Below are 20988 nucleotides of genomic sequence, written 5' to 3' on the forward strand. Positions count from 1 at the left end.
CTAACAGGCGGTCGGGCGCAAGGGGGCATCAATGCGCATCATCCCAGCTGGCGCCGGTGCCGATTTCAATCCCCAGCGGCACGGAGAGTTCCACTGCGGGAAGCGCGGCCTCGGCCATCACCCGCTCGATCACCGGACTGGCGGCTTCGATATCTGTCTCGGGCAATTCGAACACCAGTTCGTCGTGTACTTGCAGCAGCATTCGGACATTGCCGAGGCCTTCCGCCTGCAGCGCGGGGAGCATCCGCACCGTCGCGCGCTTGATGATATCGGCGCTGGTGCCCTGGATCGGCGCGTTGATCGCGGCGCGTTCGCTGCCTTGGCGTTCCATCTGGTTCTTCGCATTGATGCGCGGGAACCATGTTTTGCGCCCGAACAACGTCTCCGAATAGCCCTTCGCCCGCACGCTTTCCAAGGTGGAGTGGATGTAGGACTGGATGCCGGGGAAGCGCTGGAAATAGGTGTCAATCTTGGCCTGCGCCTCATCCGGCTCGATGCCGAGGCGGGTGGCGAGTCCCCAGCGCGAAATGCCGTAGAGAATGGCGAAATTGATCGTCTTCGCCGCCGCACGTGTGTCGCGGGTCACTTCGCCATACATCTCCTTGGCGGTTCGCGAGTGGATGTCCTCGCCGTTCGCGAAGGCCTCTTTCAGCTCGGGCACATCGGCCATATGCGCGGCGAGGCGCAGTTCGATCTGGCTGTAATCGGCGGCGAGCAGGACATTGCCGTCCTCGGGCACAAAGGCCTTGCGGATCTGCCGCCCGATTTCGGTGCGGATCGGGATGTTCTGCAGGTTCGGATCGGTGGAGGACAATCGCCCGGTCTGCGCGCCCACCAAGCTGTAGCTGGTGTGCACGCGCCCCGTTTCAGGGTTGATCGCATCCTGCAAGGCATCGGTATAAGTGCTCTTGAGCTTCGAGAGCTGCCGGTATTCGAGCACCTTGTTCGCAATCGGCGCGCCTTCGCCTGCGAGGCGTTCGAGCACGCTCTGGTCGGTCGAATATTGCCCGCTCTTGCCCTTTTTGCCGCCCTTGTAGCCGAGCGTATCGAACAGCACGTCGCCCAGTTGCTTGGGGCTGCCGATGGTGAAGGGAGCGCCCGCCTCGGCGTGAATCTCGGTTTCCAGCGCGGCGATGGCTTCAGCGAAGGTTTCGGACAGGCGCGCGAGTTCGGCGCGGTCGACCTTGATGCCTTCGCGCTCCATCCGGGCGACCACCGGGATGAGCGGGCGGTCAACCCTCTGGTAAATCCGCACAGCGCCTTCATCAGGCATCCGCCGCGCCAGATGCGCGTGGAGCCGCCATGTCACATCGGCATCCTCGGCGGCGTATTGGGTGGCCTTGTCCAGCGGCACCTCGCCGAAAGGAATGGCCTTTTTACCGGTGCCGCACACATCCTTGAACGCGAGCGGGGTGTGGCCGAGATGGCGCTCTGACAATTCGTCCATCCCATGCCCGCCGCCGATTCCGTCTTGCGAGCGGCCTGCATCGAGATCGAAGCTCATAATCATCGTGTCATCGACCGGGCCGACGGCAATGCCTTGGCGGGCGAGGACGTTGATATCGTATTTGATATTCTGCCCGATTTTCACCACCGCATCGCTCTCCAGCAGCGGCTTCAATGCGGCGATGGCGGCGGCGCGGTCGATTTGCTGCGGTTTCTCGGCGAACATATCGCTGCCACCATGCGCGAGGGGGATGTAGCACGCGTCATTGGGGCCGAGCGCAAGGCTTACGCCGACCAGCTCGGCGGAAATCGCATCGAGGCTGTTTGTCTCGGTATCCACCGCGACCGAATGCGCGGCATGGGCGCGGGCGATCCAATGCTCCAGCCGCTCCATCGTCTGCACCGTTTCATAGGCAGAGCGATCAACCGCGGGCATTTCGGGCAGCGGCTGCACATTGCCCGCGGGCGCGTGCGCTTCGCCCTTGGTGTCAGCCTTGGCAGGGTTGAGATTGTTGGCGCGCACCGGACTGCCCGTGCCCGCTTCCAGCCGTTTCAGCAGCGAATTGAAGCCGTGAGTTTGCAGGAACGCGGCCAACGGTTCGGGCGGGATGCCCGCCAGCTTCATCTCATCCAGCGCGATGGGCAGCGGGCAATCGCCTCTCAGCTCCACCAGCACGCGGCTGAGCTCGGCTGCCTCACGGCCTTCGAGCAGCCGCTCTTTGAGCTTGGAGGCCTTCATGCCTGGCGCCGCATCAAGCGCGGCGGCGAGCGAGCCGTTATCGGCGATCAGCTTGGAGGCGGTTTTGGGGCCGACGCCGTAAATGCCCGGCACATTGTCGACGCTGTCGCCCATCAGTGCGAGCACATCTCCCACCAAAGCGGGCGGCACGCCGAATTTCTCCTCGACCTCGGGGATATAGATGCGCGCATCCTTCATCGTGTCGAGCATATCGATGCGGGCACCATTCTCTTCGCCCACCAGCTGCATCAGATCCTTGTCGGAGGAAACGATGGTGACATCGAAGCCTTCGGCCTGCGCTGCGAGCGCGTAGGAGGCGATCATATCGTCCGCCTCGACATCGGGTTCCTCGATCAGCGGTAGCGAGAAGGCTCTGGTCGCGTCGCGAATCAGCGGGAATTGCGGGACGAGATCTTCGGGCGGGGGCGGGCGATTCGCTTTGTACTGCGGGTAGATGTCATTGCGGAAGGATTTGGAGGATTTATCAAGGATAACCGCTAGATGCGTCGGCCCGTCGGCCTTTTCGAGATCATCCGCCAGCTTCCACAGCATGGTAGTATATCCGTAAACCGCGCCCACCGGCGTGCCTTCGGGGTTCGTCAGAGGGGGGAGCCGGTGATACGCCCTGAAAATATAGGCTGATCCATCGACCAGATAGAGATGCTGCTTTTCCGCCATAATGGCCTGCTAGCACGCCGTTTTCCTCCGGTCAGCCGCGAATGCCGTCATCCTCCCGGCAAAAATTTTGCCCCATTTGCGCCACATTCCTCTTGCGCTTGCCCAAATGTGGCATTATTTGGGCAGTGAGCTGGACGGGAAGTCTAGCTTGAGACCGGGGGTTCCGTTCTCATCATTATCGCAATTAAGGGGTTCATCCTATGCGTAAGATCGTTCTCGTTGCTGCCGCTGCCGGCGCTGCTCTGTCGCTCGCTGCTTGTGCTGAAGAAGCTGCCGAAACCGAAGCTGCTGTTGAAGAAACCGCTGCTGACATGGAATCGGTTGCTGAAGAAGCTGGTGCCGAAATGGAAGCTGCTGCTGAAGAAGCTGGCGCTGAAATGGAAGCTGCTGGTGAAGAAGCTGCTGCTGCTGTTGACGGCGCTGTGGAAGAAGCCGAAGCAACTGTTGAAGAAGCTGCTGAATAATTTCAGCCGGTTTCTACCGACAAAGAAAGGGGCGTGGCCAGCGATGGCCGCGCCCTTTTTCTATGTCTAACGTTTATGTGTGAAACGCGCCGACGAAACGCGCTCTTCGAATCCGGGCGTCAGCGCGCCGCCGAATATCCGTAATTGCCCTGGCTGCCATTGCCGCGCTGCGCCTCATCGGCAAAGCCATCGTAAAGCGCGCGGGCGATGGTGGCGATCCGGGCATTGCGGTCGGTCGGCGAGTTTTGCCCCGTTACATAGATCGCCACGACAATCGTGCGCCCGTCAGGCCCGGTGATAATGCCGATATCGCTGGCGACGCGGTGCAGCGTGCCGGTCTTGTGCGCCACCGTCACGCCCGCGGGCATGAGCGCCGGGATTCGGGTAGAGCCGGTGCGGCAACGCTCCATCGCATCGATAATGATATGGCGGCTCTCGCGGCTGAGCCAGCGGCCCTGATAAATCCCCGCGAGCAGCTGCACCATCGCTTCGGGCGTGGCGCTGTCGCGCGGGTCGATATAATGGCGCGCGTCGAATTCGCGGTTGTCGCGCACAAGCGTGGCGATATCGCGGTCGAGGCTGAATTCGGTGATCCCTGCGCGGCGCATCCAGTCATTCACCGGACCGACTCCGCCCATCGCTGCGAGCAGCGCGTCGGTCGCCGGATTGGAACTGCGGGTAATCATCAGGTCGATGAGCTCGTGCGCGGGCAGATACTCGCCTTGGCGCACCGGCGCGCGCGCGCTGCTGAGCGGGGTGGAATTGACCGGCACGAGCAACGGATATTCCGCCGTTAGGCTCCAACGGCCTTGGTCTACGCCTTCGAGATAGGCGGCGGCGATGGCGATCTTGCTGGTGCTGGCGAGCGGAAACCGCTGGTCGCCATATATGGAAATCTGCCTACCGGTTGATAAATCGAGCGCCGCCACGCCGATGCGGCCTTCGCTACCATCCGCCAACTGGGCAAGCCGTGCCTCGAAGGGTGAAGAGTAGGACGGAGTGAAATCGCGCGGGGCGCGCACTTCGGTGCCGAACGCCCGGTCAAACGCAGCCTCGAACCCGCCCGATTGCGCCAGCGAATGCGACTGGCTCTGCGCCTGCGCAGGCGAAATCGCCGCAACTGCCAGCACTATGGGAGAAAGAAAGCGAGCGAGCCGTGTAAGTTTCATATCATCTTTCTGCCGGAAATATGCTTGGTAAATGATTAACAATGTAAACTCTGGCGATACGGGCGCGACGAAACGCACAAAAATTTGGCTGTATTGAGCCAGGCGACCCGATTTTGACGCAAAATGGCGTTTTCCAGCGGCATTATCGTTGCAACCACGCGAAAGAGGTTAGGGGCTTTTGCTTAACCGCTCTTGCCCGCCTGCCTTGCATCACATCCGCTCCTGCAATGTCACAAAAGGCCTTGCGGAACGTGTTCATCGCCGGTTCCGCTCCGCCGCGCGATAGGGCGAAAATGCCACAGGCGGGGCAATCGCTTGGCCGTGGCCCTAATTGTGTTGACGCGGGCCGAACTAATCGGCTTGATGTTACGGGACTGACTTACCTGTGGAGAGACCCTTACCATGATCCTACGCCGTTCCCTTCTTGCGCCGCTATCGCTGAGCGCCATGCTGCTGGCCAGCACCGCGCCGGCATTCGGCCAGTCCGCTTCGCTGATCCAGCCGGGCGAGCCGGGCGCCGAATCGCGGATGCTGACCGCTGCCGAAGCGGTGGCCATCGCCGATTCGACCTTCACCGCCGCCGATGTGGAATTCATGCAGGGCATGATCGTGCACCACCAGCAGGCGGTCGACATGGCCAATCTGGTCGAAGGCCGCACCGAGAACACCGCGATCCGCGGCATTGCGGGTCGCATCCTGACCTCGCAGGAACAGGAAATCGGCCTGATGAGCGACTGGCTGACCCAGCGCGGCCAGCCGGTGGCAATGGGCGGCATGGATCATTCCACCATGGATCATTCCGGCCATCACGGGATGAACCATTCCGCGCCGCAGGGCATGGATCACTCCACCATGGCGGGCATGGCAACGCCTGCGCAAATGGCGCAGCTGGCAGCGTCCGAAGGCGCGGCATTTGATCGCATGTTCCTCCAATTGATGATCGCCCACCATCAGGGCGCAATCACCATGGTCGACACGCTGCGGTCCGCTCCGGGATCGACCAATGATTCCTTCCTCGAACGGTTCGCCGCCGACGTAGTGAATGACCAGGCCTTCGAAATCAACCGGATGAGCCGCCAGTTGGCAGGCATGACCGATCCGCGCGAAGGCCTCTCGCCCGGCGTGTACAATGCCGGTGAAGCGATCCTCAATCTCGAGCACGTGCATTTCCAGCCCAAGCCTGCCGGGTTCTATCCCGAAGGCGCAGAGCTTCCCGAAAGCGTGCCGAGCGTGGATGGCGATGACCGTCCGGTGTTCGCCACCGGCAGCGCCTTCTCCTTCGCCAACACCGATATCGCCTTCTCGGGCGATCTGATGGTGGCAGGCAGCTATCACGGCTTCAACGCTTACCGGCTTGACGAGAACGGCGTTCCCAACCTCGTCAGCTCGGTGGTCTGCCCCGGCGGGCAGGGCGACATTTCGATTGTCGGCGATCTTCTGCTCATGAGCGTCGAGGAAAATCGTGGCCGCACCGATTGCGGGCTTGAAGGTGTGCAGGAACGCGTTTCCGACAAGCGCCTGCGCGGTCTGCGCATTTTCGACATTTCCGACATCACCGCACCGCGTCAGGTGGGTCTGGTGCAGACCTGCCGTGGCAGCCACACCCATTCGGTGGTTAATGTGAATGACGAGCGGATCCTCGTCTACAACTCCGGCACCGGCGGCGTGCGCGCGCAGGAAGAGCTGGAAACCTGCGTCAATGCCGGCCCGCAGAACGAGCAAACTGCGCTCTTTAGCATCGATGTGATCGAAATTCCGCTGGCCAATCCGGCCGAAGCGCGCATCGTTTCGAGCCCGCGCGTTTTTGCCGATGATGCCGGCAACATCGCCGGTCTGTGGCAGGGCGGCAACCATGGCCCCAACACGCAGTCGACCCGTCCGACCGACCAGTGCCACGATATCACCGTCTTCCCGACGCTGAACCTCGCGGCGGGCGCGTGCTCGGGCAATGGCATCCTGATGGACATCAGCGATCCCTATAACCCCGTCCGGATTGACGCGGTGACCGATGAAGGCTTCGCCTATTGGCACTCGGCCACCTTCAACAATGATGGCAGCGTCGTGCTGTTCACCGACGAATGGGGTGGCGGCGGCGCGCCGCGCTGTCTGCCGACCGATCCGGACACATGGGGCGCGGATGCGTTCTATTCGATCGAGGACGGCCAACTGGTGCGTCGCGGCACCTTCAAGATCCCCGGCGTGCAGAGCGAGCTGGAAAACTGCGTCGCGCATAACGGCTCGATCATCCCGGTGCCGGGCCGCGATATCTTTGTGCAGGCCTGGTATCAGGGCGGCCTGTCGGTGATCGACTTCACCGATCCGGACAACCCCTTCGAAATCGCCTATTTCGACCGTGGGCCGGTGAGCGATACGCAGGTGCAGACCGGCGGTTACTGGTCGGTGTACTGGTATAATGGCCGCATCTACGGCACCGAAATCGCACGCGGCATCGACGTGTTCGAACTGACGCCGAGCGAGTTCCTCACCGCCGAGGAAATCGCCGCTGCCGAAAATGCGGACATGGGCGAAACCTTCAACCCGCAGACGCAGTATCCGGTCACCTGGCCCGAGTAAGCTCGACAGGCCAAGTCTAAGGCTTGCGTAAAGAATCGGCGGAGCCGGAGCGATCCGGTTCCGCCCTTTTCATTGCGCAGCCTGGCCCGCGTCGCTTTCGGCTTTGGGATAGAATTTGCGATACAGCGACCAAAGCGGGACGGTGAACATATAGCCGCCAAACGCGCCGCCAATGTAGAATACCCCCGACTTGCCGCCGCTATAGCCGAACAATTGGGTCACAATTGCATAGGCCAGCAGCGCGCCTGCCACGACGCAGATGCCGGTCAGCAGCATAAGCGGGCCGTAGAGCAGCCAGTTGTTGCGCGTTTTCTGGGGCGATGGTGTCTCGGTCATGGGGCGCACTCCACAGTTCTGGACTGGCTGCTGCCTAGCATGAATTTGGCAGTGCGCCGCTCCCATGAATATGGCGTGCGTTAGAACCAGGCGCGCAGGCCGATCAGGAACACCAGCCCCTCCGGGTCTTCCCCTTCGGCGCGCAGATAATCCGCTGTCCGACCGGTCGCTGCTTCATATTCGACGCCGATATAGGGTGCGAATTCGGGCACGAATTCGTAGCGGAGCCTGAGGCCGGTCTCGATTTTCGAGAGGCCGACGCCCACGCCGCGTTCGGGAATGTCCTGCGCCGACAGTTCGATCTCGACGCGCGGCTGCAAGACCAATCGCTGGGTAAGCCGCATATCGTGCTCGGCCTCCACCCGCGCGGTCAGATCACCTTCCAGCGAGACAAAGGCGGCGGCATCGACATGGATCATATGAGGGGCCAGCCCTTGCACCCCGATCGCCAGATGGGCAGTCGGGTCGGGCGCGACATCCAGCCGCACCCCGGCTTGTAAATCGAACCACGGGCCGATGGCACTGGCCCAAAGCAATTGTCCTTCGGCATCCTCCAGATCGCCGCCGAAAGCACCTTCGCCCTCGCTTTTGAAAACGACGCGATTGGTCGCGGTGCCATGCCAGCCCTGCACGTCCCACAGATATGCGTCATGCTCCCCGCCGAGCCGGACTTCGAGCCGCTCGGCAAAGGCAAGGCCGAAACGCTGGTCGCCATGCATGGCGTGGTTGTAGCGGCGCGCGGGGGCCATCGCCTCGCGGCCCCAGATGGCATCGGCGGCGTGCTGCGGGCCGGAGAAAGCCTCGGGCGGCGGCGGGCCAAAGGGAATGTCCGGATCAGCGGGCATGGCGCCGTGCATGGAATGATCCATCGCGCGGTGATCCATTTGGCTGTGATCGACCTGCGGCTGGTGCGCGGAATGATCCATTCCCTGATGCGCGGAGTGGTCTTCCGGTTCGGGCGCGGCTTCGGCTTGTTGGCCCTCCGCATGACCTTCGTGCCCCTGATGGCCCGAATGATCCTGCGCGGCAGCGGGCACGGCGAACAGCGCCGCTCCGGCAAACAGTATCGCGCGCATCACGCGTCCCCTTCGTCGGGGAAGGGGCGCACGGTGACGACCTGCATCATCCCGGCGTGCATATGATAGAGCAGGTGGCAGTGGAACGCCCAGTCGCCCGGCTCGTTCGCGGTGAGGTCGAACGTCGCCGTCCCGCTGGGTTGAACCACCACGGTGTGCTTCAACGGCTGGTGCAGTTGGTCGGCACCGTTCACCAGCTCGAAGAAATGGCCGTGCAGATGGATCGGGTGCGCCATCATTGTATCGTTGACCAGCTTCACCCGCACCCGCTCGTCATAGGCGAAGCGGATCGGATCGTCGGTAACCGCGCTGAACTGCCGCCCGTCGAACGACCACATATAGCGCTCCATATTGCCGGTGAGATGGATCTCCAGTTGGCGCGTGGGCATCCGGTGCGGATTGGCATGTCTGGCGCGCAGATCGGAGTAACGCAGCACGCGGTGGGAAACGGTGTCGAGGCCGAGGCCGGGGAAGTCCATCCGGTCAACCGGCATCGGCGCGACCATATCGACTCCGGCATTCACGTCGACGCTGTCGGGCAGCAGCGAGGTGTCACGCATATCGTGGTTCATGCCGCCATGGTCCATCGGCTCCGCAGCAGCGGCAGGGGCGCCACGGCCGGAGTGGTCCATCCCGCCATGCGCGCCGTTTGCATCTGCACCATGGCTACCCGCGCCATGATCCATACCGCCCATTCCCATATCGACCATGGTTAACGTCACCGGCTCGCGCAGCGGCGGCGGGGTGGCGCGGTGGCCGGGATGCGATGTGAGGCTGGCGACGCCCATGCCCGAACGGTCCATCGCTTCGGCAACCAGCGCGTGGCTGCCATCAGGCGGGCGCACGATCACGTCATAGGTCTCCGCCACGCCGATCTGGAATTCGTCGACCTCCACCTCGTCCACGTCGATCCCGTCGGCGGCGATCACCCGCATCGGCACGCCGGGAATGCGGACATTGAAAAAGGTCATGGCAGAGCCGTTGATGATCCGCAGGCGGATGCGTTCGCCCGCATTGAAGGCGAATTGCAGATCGTCTGCCGGGCCGTGGCCGTTGATGAGATAGGTGTAGGTCACACCCGTCACATCGGAGATGTCGCGCGGGTTCATGCGCATCCCGCCCCACATCAGCCGATCATCCATGCTCATGTCGCCATCGGTCGCGGTCTGCATCTGGCGGTTGAAGTAATGCTCACCCACCGCGAGCATCCGCGCGATCTCGTGCGGGTGGCGCGGGGTGAACTCGCTCAAGAGCACCACGAGGTCGCGGTCGTAGCGCGGATCGGGTGCTGCGGCATCGATCACCAGCGGGCCGTAATGCCCCGCCTGTTCCTGCAAGCCCGAATGCGAATGCCACCAATAGGTGCCGTTCTGGCGGATCGGGAAGCGGTACTGGAACGTCTCGCCCGGGCGGATGCCGGGGAAGCTGACGCCGGGAACGCCATCGAACTGGAACGGCAGCAGCAGGCCGTGCCAGTGGATCGAGCTGTCTTCCTCCAGATGGTTGGTGACGTTGAGCACCACATCCTGCCCTTCGCGCAAGCGGATCAGCGGGCCGGGCACCGTCCCGTTGACCGCGAAAGCGTGTCCGCTGCGATTGCCGGTGGTGAAATGGTGGTTGCGAATGGCAAGATCGATCACCTCACCCGAAATCTCGCCGAAGCCGTTGCGCGCATGGGTGAGCGGATCGCCTCTTGCCCAAGCGGGGATGGCGAGGCCGGCGGCGGCGAGCATACCGGTGCCCTTGAGCAGTGTGCGGCGCGAAAGGGTGGATCGGGGGCAATTGCTATCGGGCATGATGTCCGTATATATACCCCCACGGGGTATACAAGGGAACCTTTCGTCCATGAGCCGCGTGCAGGATGCCAAATCGACCGTCAACCGCCTCAACCGCATCGCCGGGCAGGTGCAGGGCGTCGCCCGGATGATCGAGCAGGAGCGGTATTGCATCGACGTGCTCACGCAATTGCAGGCAGTGAAGGCGGCGCTGGCCAAGGCCGAAAGCGATGTGCTCAAACGCCACGCTGCCAGCTGTGTGCAGCGCGCGATCGCCTCGGGGGATGCTGCCGAGCAGGAAAGGGTATTTGCCGAGCTCGTCGAACTGATGGAGCGCAAGCGCGGCTGACACGGCAATCGGTGCACGAAAAAAGGCCGGAGCGCACGAAGCTCTCCGGCCCATTCCTAGTCAGCGAGCAAGGAAGGTCAGCCTTCCTGTTGGCTCGCCCGCCACAGGCTCACCCGGCGCTCCAGAATGGAGAGCGGCATCGAACCGCCGTTCAGCAGCGTATCGTGGAAGCCGCGAATGTCGAAATTCTCGCCCAGCTCCTCCTCGGCCTGCGCGCGCAGTTCCTGGATGCGGATCATCCCGATCTTGTAGCTGGTCGCCTGTCCCGGCAGCACGAAATAGCGTTGCACTTCGCTGCGCGCGACGGTTTCCGGATTGGGCGAGTTTTCGAGGCAGTAGGCCACCGCCTCGTCCTCGGTCCAGCCCTTGGAGTGGATGCCGGTATCGACCACCAACCGGATGGCGCGCCACATCTCGCTCTGCAAGCGGCCGAATTCGGAATAGGGATCCTGATAGCCGCCCATTTCGTTCGCCAAGGCCTCCGCATACAGCGCCCAGCCTTCGACATAGGCGGTCTGGTACGCGCCCTGCGTACGGAAGCGCGGGATGCCTTCCAGCTCCTGGCTGATCGAAATCTGCATATGGTGGCCGGGATTGCCCTCGTGATAGGCGATCGCTTCCAGCGGCGGGATCGGCATCGCGCTCATGTCCGACAAATGCGCATAATATACGCCGGGGCGTGAGCCGTCCGGCGTGCCCGGGCGGTAATGCTGCGCAGCGCCGGGCTGTTCGCGGAACGGTTCCACCCGCCGCACTTCCAGCGCAGCCTGCGGCAGCCGACCGAAGAATTCGGGCAGCCGCGCGCTCAGCGTGTCGATATGCATCGTGGCCCGGTCGATATAGGCCTGCGCGCCAGCTTCATCGTTGGAGAAGAAGAATTGCGGGTCTTCGCGCACGAAGACGAAGAATTCCTGCAAGCTGCCGTCAAAGCCGACCTGCGCCATGATCGCTTCCATCTCGCCGCGAATGCGCGCGACATCGGCCAAGCCGATCTCGTGGATTTCCTCGGCGGTCAGCTCGGTCGTGGTGCTTTCGGCGAGCATATGGTTGTAATAGGCCTCGCCATTGGGCAGCGCGCCGACGCCTTGCGCGATTTCGTCGGTATTCGCGCGGTCTTCGGTGAACCAGTCGATCACGCGCTGGTAGGCGGGAGCCATGCTGCCGGTGAGCGCGGTGCGCGCTTCCTCGCGCAATTCGCCTGCGCGTTCTTCGGTGATCGTGCCCGCTTCCACCAGCGCGGCGAGGTGCCCTTCGGAACCGGTCCAAAGCGCGGAAGGCTCGCCATCATCGAACGGCGCGCCGGTAATCAGCCCCTGCGATTCGGTGATGACTGCATCGTAGGAGAAACGCGGCGGCCGCGTGCCCGCTGCGGCATTGGCCTGCGCGCGGGCGAGCAGCTGGTCCATCGCCGGGCCCATCGCTTCCAGCCGCGAGATGAAGGCGACCATGTCCTCCTCGCTTTCCACCGTATGCTGGCTCAGGATAAAGCTCGGCAGGAAGGCGTGGGTGCCCTGCATCTGGTGCAGGATATATTCGTTATCGAGATAGGTGATCCGGTTCGCGCTGCTTTCCGCGAGATAGATCATCATATCGTAGGACTGCTTCGCCTCGTCATCGAGTGCATCATAGTCGAAGTTGGCTTCCATATCGGCGCGCGCTTGCTGCAGCCACGCATCCTGTTCTTGGATGCCCTCGACACTGAAATCATCGAGCGCGCCGTAATCGGTCTTGATGCCAAGGCTGGTCTGCAGGATCGGGCTAAAAGCGAGATATTCCTCGAACTTGGTGTCGAGCCAGTCGTTGAGGCACTCGGTCTGGGTGGCCTCGCTGCATTCGATGGTGGTCGCGGTCGGCCCGGATGCGGCGTCGCAACCGGCAAGTGCGACGGATGCCAGCAGGATGGCGGCATAGCGTTTCATTGTGTGATCCCCTCGTGAGGTCTTCGATACGTCCCTGCTGCAAGGTATGGCGGGCTACTGCGCAAAAGAAAAGGCCCGGCAGGATCGCTCCTGCCGGGCCTTTTTGTGTCGTCGGGAAGACGGGGAGCGCGGGCTTAGAAGCCCATGCCGCCCATGCCGCCGCCCATGCCGCCCATATCGGGCATGGCGGGTGCGGACTTGTCTTCCGGCAGATCGCAGATCGCGGCTTCGGTGGTGATCAGCAGGCCGGCCACCGATGCGGCATCCTGCAGCGCGGTGCGCACCACCTTGGTCGGGTCGATCACGCCGGCCTTCACGAGGTTTTCATACGTGTCGGTCGCCGCGTTGAAGCCCTGCGTTTCGTCGTCTTCGCGCAGCAGATTGCCCGAAACGACCGCGCCATCGTGACCGGCATTGGTCGCGATCTGGCGGACAGGTGCCATAATCGCCTGACGCACGATTTCGATACCGCGGGTCTGGTCGTTATTCGCGCCTTCCACTCCTGCAAGCGCCTTGGTGGCATACAGCAGAGCCGTACCGCCGCCGGGCACGATGCCTTCTTCAACGGCCGCGCGGGTGGCGTGCAGCGCATCGTCGACGCGGTCCTTTCGTTCCTTCACTTCGACTTCCGACGCGCCGCCGACCTTGATGACGGCCACGCCGCCAGCCAACTTGGCGAGGCGTTCCTGCAGCTTTTCCTTGTCGTAGTCGGACGAGGTCGTGTCGATCTGCGCACGGATCTGCTCGACGCGGGCCTTGATGTCATCGGCATTGCCAGCACCATCAACGATGGTGGTGTTGTCCTTGTCGATGGTGACCTTCTTTGCCTGGCCGAGCATCGACAGGCCGACATTTTCCAGCTTGATGCCGAGATCTTCGGAAATCATCTCGCCCTGCGTCAGGATGCTGATATCCTGCAGCATCGCCTTGCGACGATCACCGAAGCCCGGTGCCTTCACCGCTGCGACCTTCAGGCCGCCGCGCAGCTTGTTGACCACGAGGGTGGCCAGCGCTTCGCCTTCGATGTCTTCGGCGATAATGAGCAGCGGACGCCCGGCCTGCACCACGGCTTCCAGCACCGGCAGCATGGCCTGCAGGTTCGAAAGCTTCTTTTCGTGGATCAGGATGTAGGGGTTATCGAGCTCAACCGTCATCTTTTCGGGATTGGTCACGAAATAGGGCGAGAGGTAGCCGCGGTCGAACTGCATACCTTCCACCACGTCGAGCTCGAATTCGAGACCCTTGGCTTCCTCGACGGTGATGACGCCTTCCTTGCCGACCTTTTCCATCGCTTCGGCGATCTTTTCGCCGACTTCACGGTCGCCATTTGCCGAGATGATGCCGACCTGGGCGATCTCGTCCGAGCCGGACACGTCCTTCGAACGGGCCTTCAGGTTTTCGACAACCTTGGTGACAGCCAAATCGATGCCGCGCTTCAGATCCATCGGGTTCATGCCCGCAGCAACGGCGGTCATGCCTTCGCGCACGATGGCCTGCGCCAGAACGGTCGCGGTGGTGGTGCCGTCACCGGCTGCATCATTCGCCTTGCTGGCGACTTCGCGCAGCATCTGTGCGCCCATGTTTTCGAACTTGTCCTTCAGTTCGATTTCCTTGGCGACGGTGACGCCGTCCTTGGTGATGCGGGGTGCGCCGAAGCTCTTGTCGATCACGACGTTGCGGCCCTTGGGGCCGAGCGTAACCTTGACGGCATTGGCGAGCGTATCGACACCCTTGAGGATGCTTTCGCGCGCCGAGCGGCCGAATTTCACGTCCTTGGCAGACATTGGATATTCTCCTGAATTACGTTGTTTGTGGTAGCGTTGTCACCCCGGATCGTGGCCCGGGGCAGGGTTGGCTCAGCCGAGCACGCCCATGATATCGCTTTCCTTCATGATCAGCAGGTCTTCACCGTCGATCTTCACCTCGGTGCCACCCCACTTGCCGAAGAGCACGCGGTCGCCGACTTTCACGTCGAGCGGGATGCGGTCGCCATCGTCGTCGCGGGTGCCTTCGCCCACCGCGACCACTTCGCCTTCGCTGGGCTTTTCCTTGGCGCTATCGGGAATGATGATGCCGCCGGCCGTCTTTTCTTCGGCTTCGATGCGGCGGACAAGCACGCGGTCGTGCAAGGGACGGAATGCCATGATAATGACCTCTTCCTCTTTAGAGTTGTGATTGCTCTTGGCACTCTCCCATCGAGAGTGCCAGCGCGGCGGAGATAGGCTCCATGCGGTGCGAGTCAATGGGTAGGGCAGCGAAAAAAATCGCTTGGCGTCGGCCAGAGGCGACTATCAGGCGGCGGGCGCGCTGAACTTTCCGCGCAGCGTCAGCCCCAGTGCCTCGCGCCGGTTCCAGCGCCAGATAAGCAGCACGGCGGCAAATGTAAGGCCTGTTGCAAGGCCGATCCACACGCCGGTGCCGCCCAGCTGCGTGCCAAGGCCCAGCCCTGCGGCAAGGCCGAAACCGGGCACCCAATAGCTGAACACCGCGATCCACATCGGCATCCGCGTATCCTTCAACCCGCGCAGCGCGCCCGCTGCGACCGCCTGCAATCCGTCCGACAGCTGGAACGCCGCCGCGATCACCAGGAAGCCGGCCGCCGTCGCCAGCAGCTGCGCGTTGGCGGGGTCGGCCACATCGATATAGGCAGACAGCAGCAGCTGCGGGAAACTCACCATCGCCAGCGCGGTCAGGGCCATAAAGCTGGTGCCCATGATAATCCCCGTCCAACCCGCGCGGCCCATCCCGTCCGGATCGCGCGCGCCGTAGAAATAGCCCACCCGAATGGTCGCCGCCTGCCCCACGCCGAACGGCACCTGGAACGCAAAAGCGGCAAGGTTCAGCGCCAGTGTATGCGCGGCGAGATCGAGCGCGCCGATGCGCCCCATCAGGAAAGCCGCTGCGCCGAACACGCCCGCCTCGGCGATGATCGTAATCGCAATGGGTGTGCCGATCTTGACGATCTCTTTGAACCGCGCCCAGTCAGGCCGCCAGAAATAGCCCATAATGCGATAGCGGTGCAGGCGCGGATCGAGCCGGATCGCGAGCGCATACATTCCGACAATCGCCAGCGATGTGATCAGCGTCGCCATCGCCGCGCCCGGCAGGCCCAGCGCGGGCGCGCCCAGATTACCGAAGATGAAAGCATAATTGCCGAGCGCATTGATCCCGATCCCGACCCCGGTAATCGCGGTCGCAAACAGCGGCCTGCCGAGCGTCGAAACGAAATTGCGCAGCACGCCCGCCACCACCATCGGCGCGACCGACCACAGCAGCACCTGCATATAGCCGACGGCGAGCGCGGCGATATGCGGCTCCTGCCCGGTCACCCGCATCAGCGGGCCGATCAGCGCGCACAGCACCATGCCCGCCGCGCTCACCATCAGGCTGAGCCAGAGTGCCATGCGCATCGCGCGCCGCACCGGGCGTAGGGCTGGAGCGCGCGCGCCAAGCTCGGCCGACATGATCGGCGCGACCGCTCCGGTCAGCGCCTGCAAGGCCCAGACGACGAGCCCGAAAAAGGCGATGGCAAGCGCCGAGGCCGCCAGCTCGTCCGCCCCCAGCCGCGCGATGAACATCACGTCCACCGCATAGGTGAGCATCTGCAACAGATTGGCGAGCGCCAGCGGCCCTGCCAGCGTGAGCGTTGCGCGCGTCTCGACTGTCCAGTCGGGCGGGGAGGGGTTGGCAGCAGGCTGCATCATGTTTCGGGCCGCGCGGCGACTCGATCCGGGCCGCACAGCCGCTCCGGATAGGCGCGCGCGGCTTTGCGGCAAAGCCTTGGCGTGCTCCGTTCAGGATTCGACAAGCGGATGTTGCTAAACCGCCGCGCCATGCACCATCGTCTCATCCCGCTCGCCGTCCTCGCCATCGCCTTGCTTCCTGCCACCGCCGGGGCGCAGGAGGTGTTTGGCGGGGTCTACGCCCACGGCGTCGATACGCCCTTCACGCTCGACACCGAGGAGACGGGCAGCGCCGATATCGCGCTGGGCGTGCGCTTTGGCGGGATCGCGGCGCTGGACTTTATCGGCTCGCCCGAGCCCTATGTGGTTGGCTCCCTCAACACGGCTGGCGATACGAGCTTTGCCGGCGTGGGGCTGGCCTGGACACTTGGAAGCGGCCCGGTTTACGTGCGCCCGGGCATCGGGCTGGTGGTGCATGACGGGCCCGAACTGCGGGTGAGCGAAGCGACCGGCTTCCGCACCGATCTGGGCAGCCGCGTGCTGTTCGAACCCGAGATTGGCGTCGGCTACCGCCTGAGCGAGCGCGTCAGCGCCGAAGCGCACTGGATGCATATCAGCCAGGCGCAGATTTTCGACGGCGACCAGAACCCGGGGCTCGATATGATCGGGCTGCGGGTGAATGTCGGGTTTTGATTGGTGCCGCTTCAGCCCTGAACCTAATCGCGCCCACTACCGGGGTGGCTTTGTGCAAGACGGGCAGCAAAATACCCTACAAGAGCGCCGAGGCTTGGCCAAAGCGGAGCGAAGATGAATTCGAGTGCACTTGTTGAACGCAGTGCGCCCGGGTTGGCGGCCTGCCACCAGGCAACATACGCGATCATTGCAAATGGAACGACCAGAAGGGCTGCGCATCCAAGAAGCTGACTTCTCGTCGCAAGGCCGATGACAACACCGACCAAAAAGCCGAGAAAGATCGCAAGCACAATCACCTCACAGAGATGCTATCATATTGATTGGCGGTCAATCAAAACCGGCGACAGCTTCTTAAGTGACGTCCTCTCTAGTGATCCGGCTAATGAGTGCTGTGGAGGGCGATGCAAATCTTAGTCCTGCCCACCCAAACGCGTCATCCCATGCGACAGGCGCAGATTTTCGACGGCGACCAGAACCCGGGGCTCGACATGATCGGGCTGCGGGTGAATGTCGGGTTTTGAAATCTCGCGATAGCACTGCATTCATCACCGGCGCTGTTCATCTGCGGCACGGTCGCGTAGGCAGTCTCTGCACCAGATCACCGGAGAATGGATCGTGAAGCAGATTATCTATCACTCGCGCCCCTTCGGTTTCGATGAGGCGATGCTGTCAGGCATTTTGTTGCAGGCGCGGCGCAACAATGCGCGTGACGGGATTACCGGCGCGCTGATCTGCCGGCAGGAGCTCTATCTCCAACTGCTTGAAGGGCCGGAGGAAGCGATTGACCGCCTCTACGCCAAGATCGCGCAAGACGATCGTCATGCCGATGTGCAGGTGGCGTATGTGGCGATAGTGGAGGCGCGGATGTTCCCCGACTGGGAAATGCTCGACGACAGTATGCCGGGCGTGACCTTTTCCTGCGAGGGGATTGCCAGCGGCGCAATCGAGGCGGCGACGGTGGATGAATTGCGCGGCGTGTTCGCGCTGTTGGCGGAGCGGGCGAAGGGGTGAGGCGGTAATTGCGTCGGCGCGGTCGGGGATTGCGTTCGCCGGTGCCCCGGACTGCGGGGATCATGGCCTAGGCTTGCCTTGTTCACGCTGACCTTCATCGGCTTGGATAATTCATCCCGCATCAATACCTACGCGTCCATTGAACGCTTCGCAGTTCGGCCTTCGCCCACCTTTGGAAATGGCGGTGAGGTGGCGCTTTGTACGCATCATGCTTGGGGGACTTATGAAAAAGACATTCTGCGCAGCTTTGGCGTTTCTGCCTTTGATGACCATGCCGGTTGCAGTCGATGCCAATGAACGCCTTGGGCAGAACGACGTCACCTATGTGGAAGCCTTGGAATGCAGTACGGTCTTTACCTTGCTGTCCACCGAGAGCGCGGGACAAACTGCGGCAGATTACGAGGAGTTGGCGGCGCGCTGGTTGGTCATCGCCATGCGGCGCGATGGCACGCCCGACGGTAGTCTCGCGGATGCCGAGTTCATCCCGATGATGGAAGATCTGGTCGACGTGCTCAACGATGTCCCCGATCCCGCCGCAGCCGACAGATTTATCGACGACATGATCGGTTTCTGTGAAGCCAAGGAAGCAGAGATCGCGGGCGAGTTCTACAGCATCAGGGTTTAGTGCACGGCATTGCCGTTGCCGCGCCAAACAAAAAGGGCGGCACCAAGACAGGTGCCGCCCTCTTCGATAATCGCAAGCTGTAGGAAGCTTACTTCAGTTCGACGGTGCCGCCGGCTGCTTCGATCTTGGCCTTCACTTCTTCGGCTTCCGCCTTGTTCACGCCTTCCTTGAGCGGCTTCGGCGCGCTTTCGACCAGCGTCTTGGCTTCGGTCAGGCCCAGGCCGGTGATGGCGCGGACTTCCTTGATGACCTGGATCTTCTTGCCACCGTCGCCGGTGAGAATGACGTCGAATTCGGTCTTCTCTTCAACAGCTTCAGCAGCAGCAGCCGGACCAGCAGCCACAGCGACAGCAGCAGCGGCGCTAACGCCCCATGCTTCTTCGAGGGCCTTGGCGAGATCGGCAGCTTCCAGGACGGTAAGCGTCGACAGTTCTTCAACAAGCTTGGCAATGTCAGCCATGATGTATCACTCCAAAATATAGGCGGGACGATATGTCCCATGATGTTTCGTATCTCTTTGCGAGAAAGCGTCCCTTACGCTGCGTCCTTGGCGGCATATGCGCCGAAGACACGGGCGAGCTTGGCAGCAGGCGCGTTGACGACCTGTGCGATCTTGGTGGCGGGCGCGTTGACCAGCCCCACGATCTTGCCACGCAGTTCGTCGAGGCTGGGCATGGAGGCGAGCGCCCTCACACCAGCTTCGTCGAGCACCTGCGTGCCCATCGAGCCACCGACGATTTCCAGCTTGTCGTTCGTCTTGGCGAATTCGACAGCGGCCTTGGCAGCCGCGACCGGATCAGTTGACCAGGCCAGCGCGGTCGGGCCGGTGAGGAATTCCTCCAGCCCGACATAATCGGTGTCTTTCAGGGCGAGCTTGGCGAGACGGTTCTTCGCAACCTTGTAGGTAGCCCCTGCATCACGCATCTTGTTCCTGAGATCGGTGGACTGCTCCACGCTCAAGCCGAGATTGCGGGTGACAACCACCACGCTAACCTCTTGGAAGACACTGTTCAGCTGGGCGACCGCGTCGGTTTTTTGCGAACGATCCATGCCGTACTCCTTCTACATGATCGCTAAGGCCCTGCGGCCCGGCGATCGGCTCAAATCACCACACGGCTGATGCCGCACGGCTCTCGGTTTGCCCGATACGCATGACGCGATCGGGCGGGTCCGTTGATGGGGAAGGAGGTGCGCGATACATCACGCGGATGGCGCAACCCGGAGGCGGCGCCGAAAACTCTGTCCCCGTCTAGGCCGCAAATTAAGACCGGCAAATCCCGGTCAGCAGCTGTCTCGGACGGATGACCGGCGAACCGGTCGGGGCGGGCCTTTACTGGCCGCACCCCGAAAGTCAAGCACGCGATCACCCTTTAGCGAGCGGAAAGTGCCGTTCTTGCCTCCGCAATCGCGGCTTCGAGTTGCGGTTCGGGAAAATACGGCAGTGCCAGCTCCATCACTCGCAAGGCGGGGGCAAGCAATGCCGGATCGCCATTCGCCTCGACCGCCCGGTAATAGCCCCAGATCGCCACCAGCGGGACATCGACGCTGCCATCCTGCCGCTGCAAGGCGTCGGCGAGACCGGCCGGGTCTCCTCCGATGGCCTGGGAGACCAACTGTAGGCTGTGTTCGTCGACCCACGGCGTCCGCGCCGCCGGTTCGCGGCTAAGCGCGCGCAGAGTGGCATCGGCGGCGGCAGCGACCGAATAGGGATTCTGCCCGGTCACCAGCCTGCCATCGGTCACGACAAAGGGCAGCATCATCGGCGCTTCGCTGAATCTTGCACCCAAGCTCTCGGCCTCGCTTTCGACAAAGAAGGGAAATTGCGGTGCCCAGCGTTCACCGAACAGCGCTTCCTCCTCGTCGGTGAAGCCCGTCAGGCTGCGACCGCTAAGCCACGGCGAGCCATCGGCATTGCGCATCTGCGTCAATACGGCAGGCCCATGGCAAACTGCCGCGATCACACCGCCGCTAGTCTCGGTGTCGATCAGCAATTGCTGGAGCACCTGGCTGAAGGGCAAATCGAACATCGCCCCTTTGCCGCCGATCACCATGATGGCCGCATATTGTCCGCGCATGGCCGGATCGAGCCGCAAGGTATCGGCAAGTGCGGCGCTGGCTTCCGCATCGGCGGCGAAGGCGGCGTTGTAGGGCTTATTCGCATCGAACGCATCGGCGACAACCGCGCCCCCTTCGGGACTGGCGATATCTACGTGCATTCCGTTTGCCGTGAACACCAGCCAAGCCTGTGCAAGCTCGTCCATTTCAAAGCCCGGCTGGACGTCGCCGCCGCCGCGCCCGTGGCTGCTGACGACCAGCAGGACGCGGTCGGGCAGCGGAGCGGCGGGGGGCTGGTTTTGTGCCTGCGCGGTGGCGGCAGTGAGAAGAAAGGCGCAGAATATCGTGATCCAGCGGATCATTGTCATCTCCATGGTTAAGGGAAAGGGAGCAAGG

At 62.6% G+C, this 20988-nt stretch carries 20 protein-coding genes; 7 read left to right on the top strand and 13 right to left on the bottom strand.

The window, feature by feature from the left end:
- Positions 1 to 28: 28 nt before the first annotated feature.
- Positions 29 to 2863 carry a DNA polymerase I gene (polA, locus tag GC121_RS06255; protein ID WP_151973267.1) on the bottom strand — a complete coding sequence of 945 codons (2835 nt, stop codon included), beginning with the start codon at positions 2861 to 2863 and terminating at the stop codon, positions 29 to 31.
- Between the two features lie 200 nt (positions 2864 to 3063).
- Here polA and GC121_RS06260 point away from each other — a divergent pair, with 200 nt between their 5' ends.
- Positions 3064 to 3327, top strand: coding sequence for a hypothetical protein (locus tag GC121_RS06260; RefSeq protein WP_151973268.1), 264 nt, complete (start codon positions 3064 to 3066; stop codon positions 3325 to 3327).
- Between the two features lie 119 nt (positions 3328 to 3446).
- On the opposite strand, the gene GC121_RS06265 is transcribed toward GC121_RS06260, so the two are convergent.
- Positions 3447 to 4457 carry a serine hydrolase gene (locus tag GC121_RS06265; protein WP_370513747.1) on the bottom strand — a complete coding sequence of 337 codons (1011 nt, stop codon included), beginning with the start codon at positions 4455 to 4457 and terminating at the stop codon, positions 3447 to 3449.
- Between the two features lie 441 nt (positions 4458 to 4898).
- Here GC121_RS06265 and GC121_RS06270 point away from each other — a divergent pair, with 441 nt between their 5' ends.
- Complete coding sequence (locus tag GC121_RS06270; RefSeq protein WP_151973270.1) at positions 4899 to 7070, top strand: DUF305 domain-containing protein; 2172 nt, start codon at positions 4899 to 4901, stop codon at positions 7068 to 7070.
- A gap of 69 nt (positions 7071 to 7139) precedes the next feature.
- Here GC121_RS06270 and GC121_RS06275 read toward each other — a convergent pair whose 3' ends face one another.
- From GC121_RS06275 to GC121_RS06285, 3 genes are all read right to left on the bottom strand, one after another.
- Positions 7140 to 7406 carry a hypothetical protein gene (locus GC121_RS06275; protein ID WP_151973271.1) on the bottom strand — a complete coding sequence of 89 codons (267 nt, stop codon included), beginning with the start codon at positions 7404 to 7406 and terminating at the stop codon, positions 7140 to 7142.
- Positions 7407 to 7486: 80 nt separating this feature from the next.
- Positions 7487 to 8482 carry a copper resistance protein B gene (locus tag GC121_RS06280; RefSeq protein ID WP_151973272.1) on the bottom strand — a complete coding sequence of 332 codons (996 nt, stop codon included), beginning with the start codon at positions 8480 to 8482 and terminating at the stop codon, positions 7487 to 7489.
- Positions 8482 to 10278: a copper resistance system multicopper oxidase gene (locus GC121_RS06285; RefSeq protein WP_151973273.1), complete on the bottom strand. Its 1797-nt coding sequence runs from the start codon at positions 10276 to 10278 to the stop codon at positions 8482 to 8484. Before GC121_RS06285 ends, GC121_RS06280 begins: the two co-directional genes overlap by 1 nt.
- A gap of 49 nt (positions 10279 to 10327) precedes the next feature.
- On the opposite strand from GC121_RS06285, the gene GC121_RS06290 reads away from it, so the two are divergent.
- Positions 10328 to 10606, top strand: coding sequence for a metal-sensitive transcriptional regulator (locus tag GC121_RS06290; RefSeq protein WP_151973274.1), 279 nt, complete (start codon positions 10328 to 10330; stop codon positions 10604 to 10606).
- Positions 10607 to 10683: 77 nt separating this feature from the next.
- Here the strand turns inward: GC121_RS06290 and GC121_RS06295 are convergent, their stop codons facing one another.
- From GC121_RS06295 to GC121_RS06310, 4 genes are all read right to left on the bottom strand, one after another.
- Complete coding sequence (locus tag GC121_RS06295) at positions 10684 to 12525, bottom strand: DUF885 family protein (RefSeq protein ID WP_151973275.1); 1842 nt, start codon at positions 12523 to 12525, stop codon at positions 10684 to 10686.
- Positions 12526 to 12659: 134 nt separating this feature from the next.
- Entirely contained in the window at positions 12660 to 14309 is a 1650-nt protein-coding gene (gene groL, locus GC121_RS06300; RefSeq protein ID WP_151973276.1) for a chaperonin GroEL, read from the bottom strand.
- A 72-nt stretch (positions 14310 to 14381) separates the two neighbouring features.
- Positions 14382 to 14669 carry a co-chaperone GroES gene (groES, locus tag GC121_RS06305; RefSeq protein ID WP_151973277.1) on the bottom strand — a complete coding sequence of 96 codons (288 nt, stop codon included), beginning with the start codon at positions 14667 to 14669 and terminating at the stop codon, positions 14382 to 14384.
- A 147-nt stretch (positions 14670 to 14816) separates the two neighbouring features.
- On the bottom strand, positions 14817 to 16229 hold the full coding sequence (locus GC121_RS06310; RefSeq protein WP_234421133.1) for an MATE family efflux transporter: 1413 nt from the start codon (positions 16227 to 16229) through the stop codon (positions 14817 to 14819).
- Between the two features lie 129 nt (positions 16230 to 16358).
- Between GC121_RS06310 and GC121_RS06315 the strand changes: the two genes are divergently transcribed.
- Entirely contained in the window at positions 16359 to 16901 is a 543-nt protein-coding gene (locus GC121_RS06315) for an acyloxyacyl hydrolase (protein WP_199857775.1), read from the top strand.
- A 23-nt stretch (positions 16902 to 16924) separates the two neighbouring features.
- On the opposite strand, the gene GC121_RS06320 is transcribed toward GC121_RS06315, so the two are convergent.
- Positions 16925 to 17197: a hypothetical protein gene (locus GC121_RS06320; RefSeq protein ID WP_151973279.1), complete on the bottom strand. Its 273-nt coding sequence runs from the start codon at positions 17195 to 17197 to the stop codon at positions 16925 to 16927.
- A 319-nt stretch (positions 17198 to 17516) separates the two neighbouring features.
- Between GC121_RS06320 and GC121_RS06325 the strand changes: the two genes are divergently transcribed.
- The 3 genes from GC121_RS06325 (at position 17517) to GC121_RS06335 (ending at position 18537) form a co-directional block, all read left to right on the top strand.
- Positions 17517 to 17912 carry a BLUF domain-containing protein gene (locus tag GC121_RS06325; RefSeq protein WP_151973280.1) on the top strand — a complete coding sequence of 132 codons (396 nt, stop codon included), beginning with the start codon at positions 17517 to 17519 and terminating at the stop codon, positions 17910 to 17912.
- Positions 17913 to 17990: 78 nt separating this feature from the next.
- Positions 17991 to 18209, top strand: coding sequence for a hypothetical protein (locus tag GC121_RS06330; protein WP_151973281.1), 219 nt, complete (start codon positions 17991 to 17993; stop codon positions 18207 to 18209).
- Positions 18178 to 18537 (top strand): hypothetical protein, encoded by a 360-nt coding sequence (locus GC121_RS06335; RefSeq protein ID WP_151973282.1) that lies wholly within the window; start codon positions 18178 to 18180, stop codon positions 18535 to 18537. Before GC121_RS06330 ends, GC121_RS06335 begins: the two co-directional genes overlap by 32 nt.
- Positions 18538 to 18625: 88 nt before the next feature.
- Here the strand turns inward: GC121_RS06335 and rplL are convergent, their stop codons facing one another.
- The 3 genes from rplL to GC121_RS06350 form a co-directional block, all read right to left on the bottom strand.
- On the bottom strand, positions 18626 to 18997 hold the full coding sequence (gene rplL / locus GC121_RS06340) for a 50S ribosomal protein L7/L12 (protein ID WP_151973283.1): 372 nt from the start codon (positions 18995 to 18997) through the stop codon (positions 18626 to 18628).
- Between the two features lie 74 nt (positions 18998 to 19071).
- Entirely contained in the window at positions 19072 to 19587 is a 516-nt protein-coding gene (rplJ, locus tag GC121_RS06345; RefSeq protein WP_151973284.1) for a 50S ribosomal protein L10, read from the bottom strand.
- A 320-nt stretch (positions 19588 to 19907) separates the two neighbouring features.
- A complete protein-coding gene (locus tag GC121_RS06350; RefSeq protein ID WP_199857776.1) occupies positions 19908 to 20954 on the bottom strand; it encodes a type 1 glutamine amidotransferase domain-containing protein in 1047 nt (348 codons plus the stop codon).
- Positions 20955 to 20988: the final 34 nt, after the last annotated feature.

Source organism: Erythrobacter sp. EC-HK427 (assembly GCF_902498745.1).
Lineage (GTDB): Bacteria > Pseudomonadota > Alphaproteobacteria > Sphingomonadales > Sphingomonadaceae > Alteraurantiacibacter.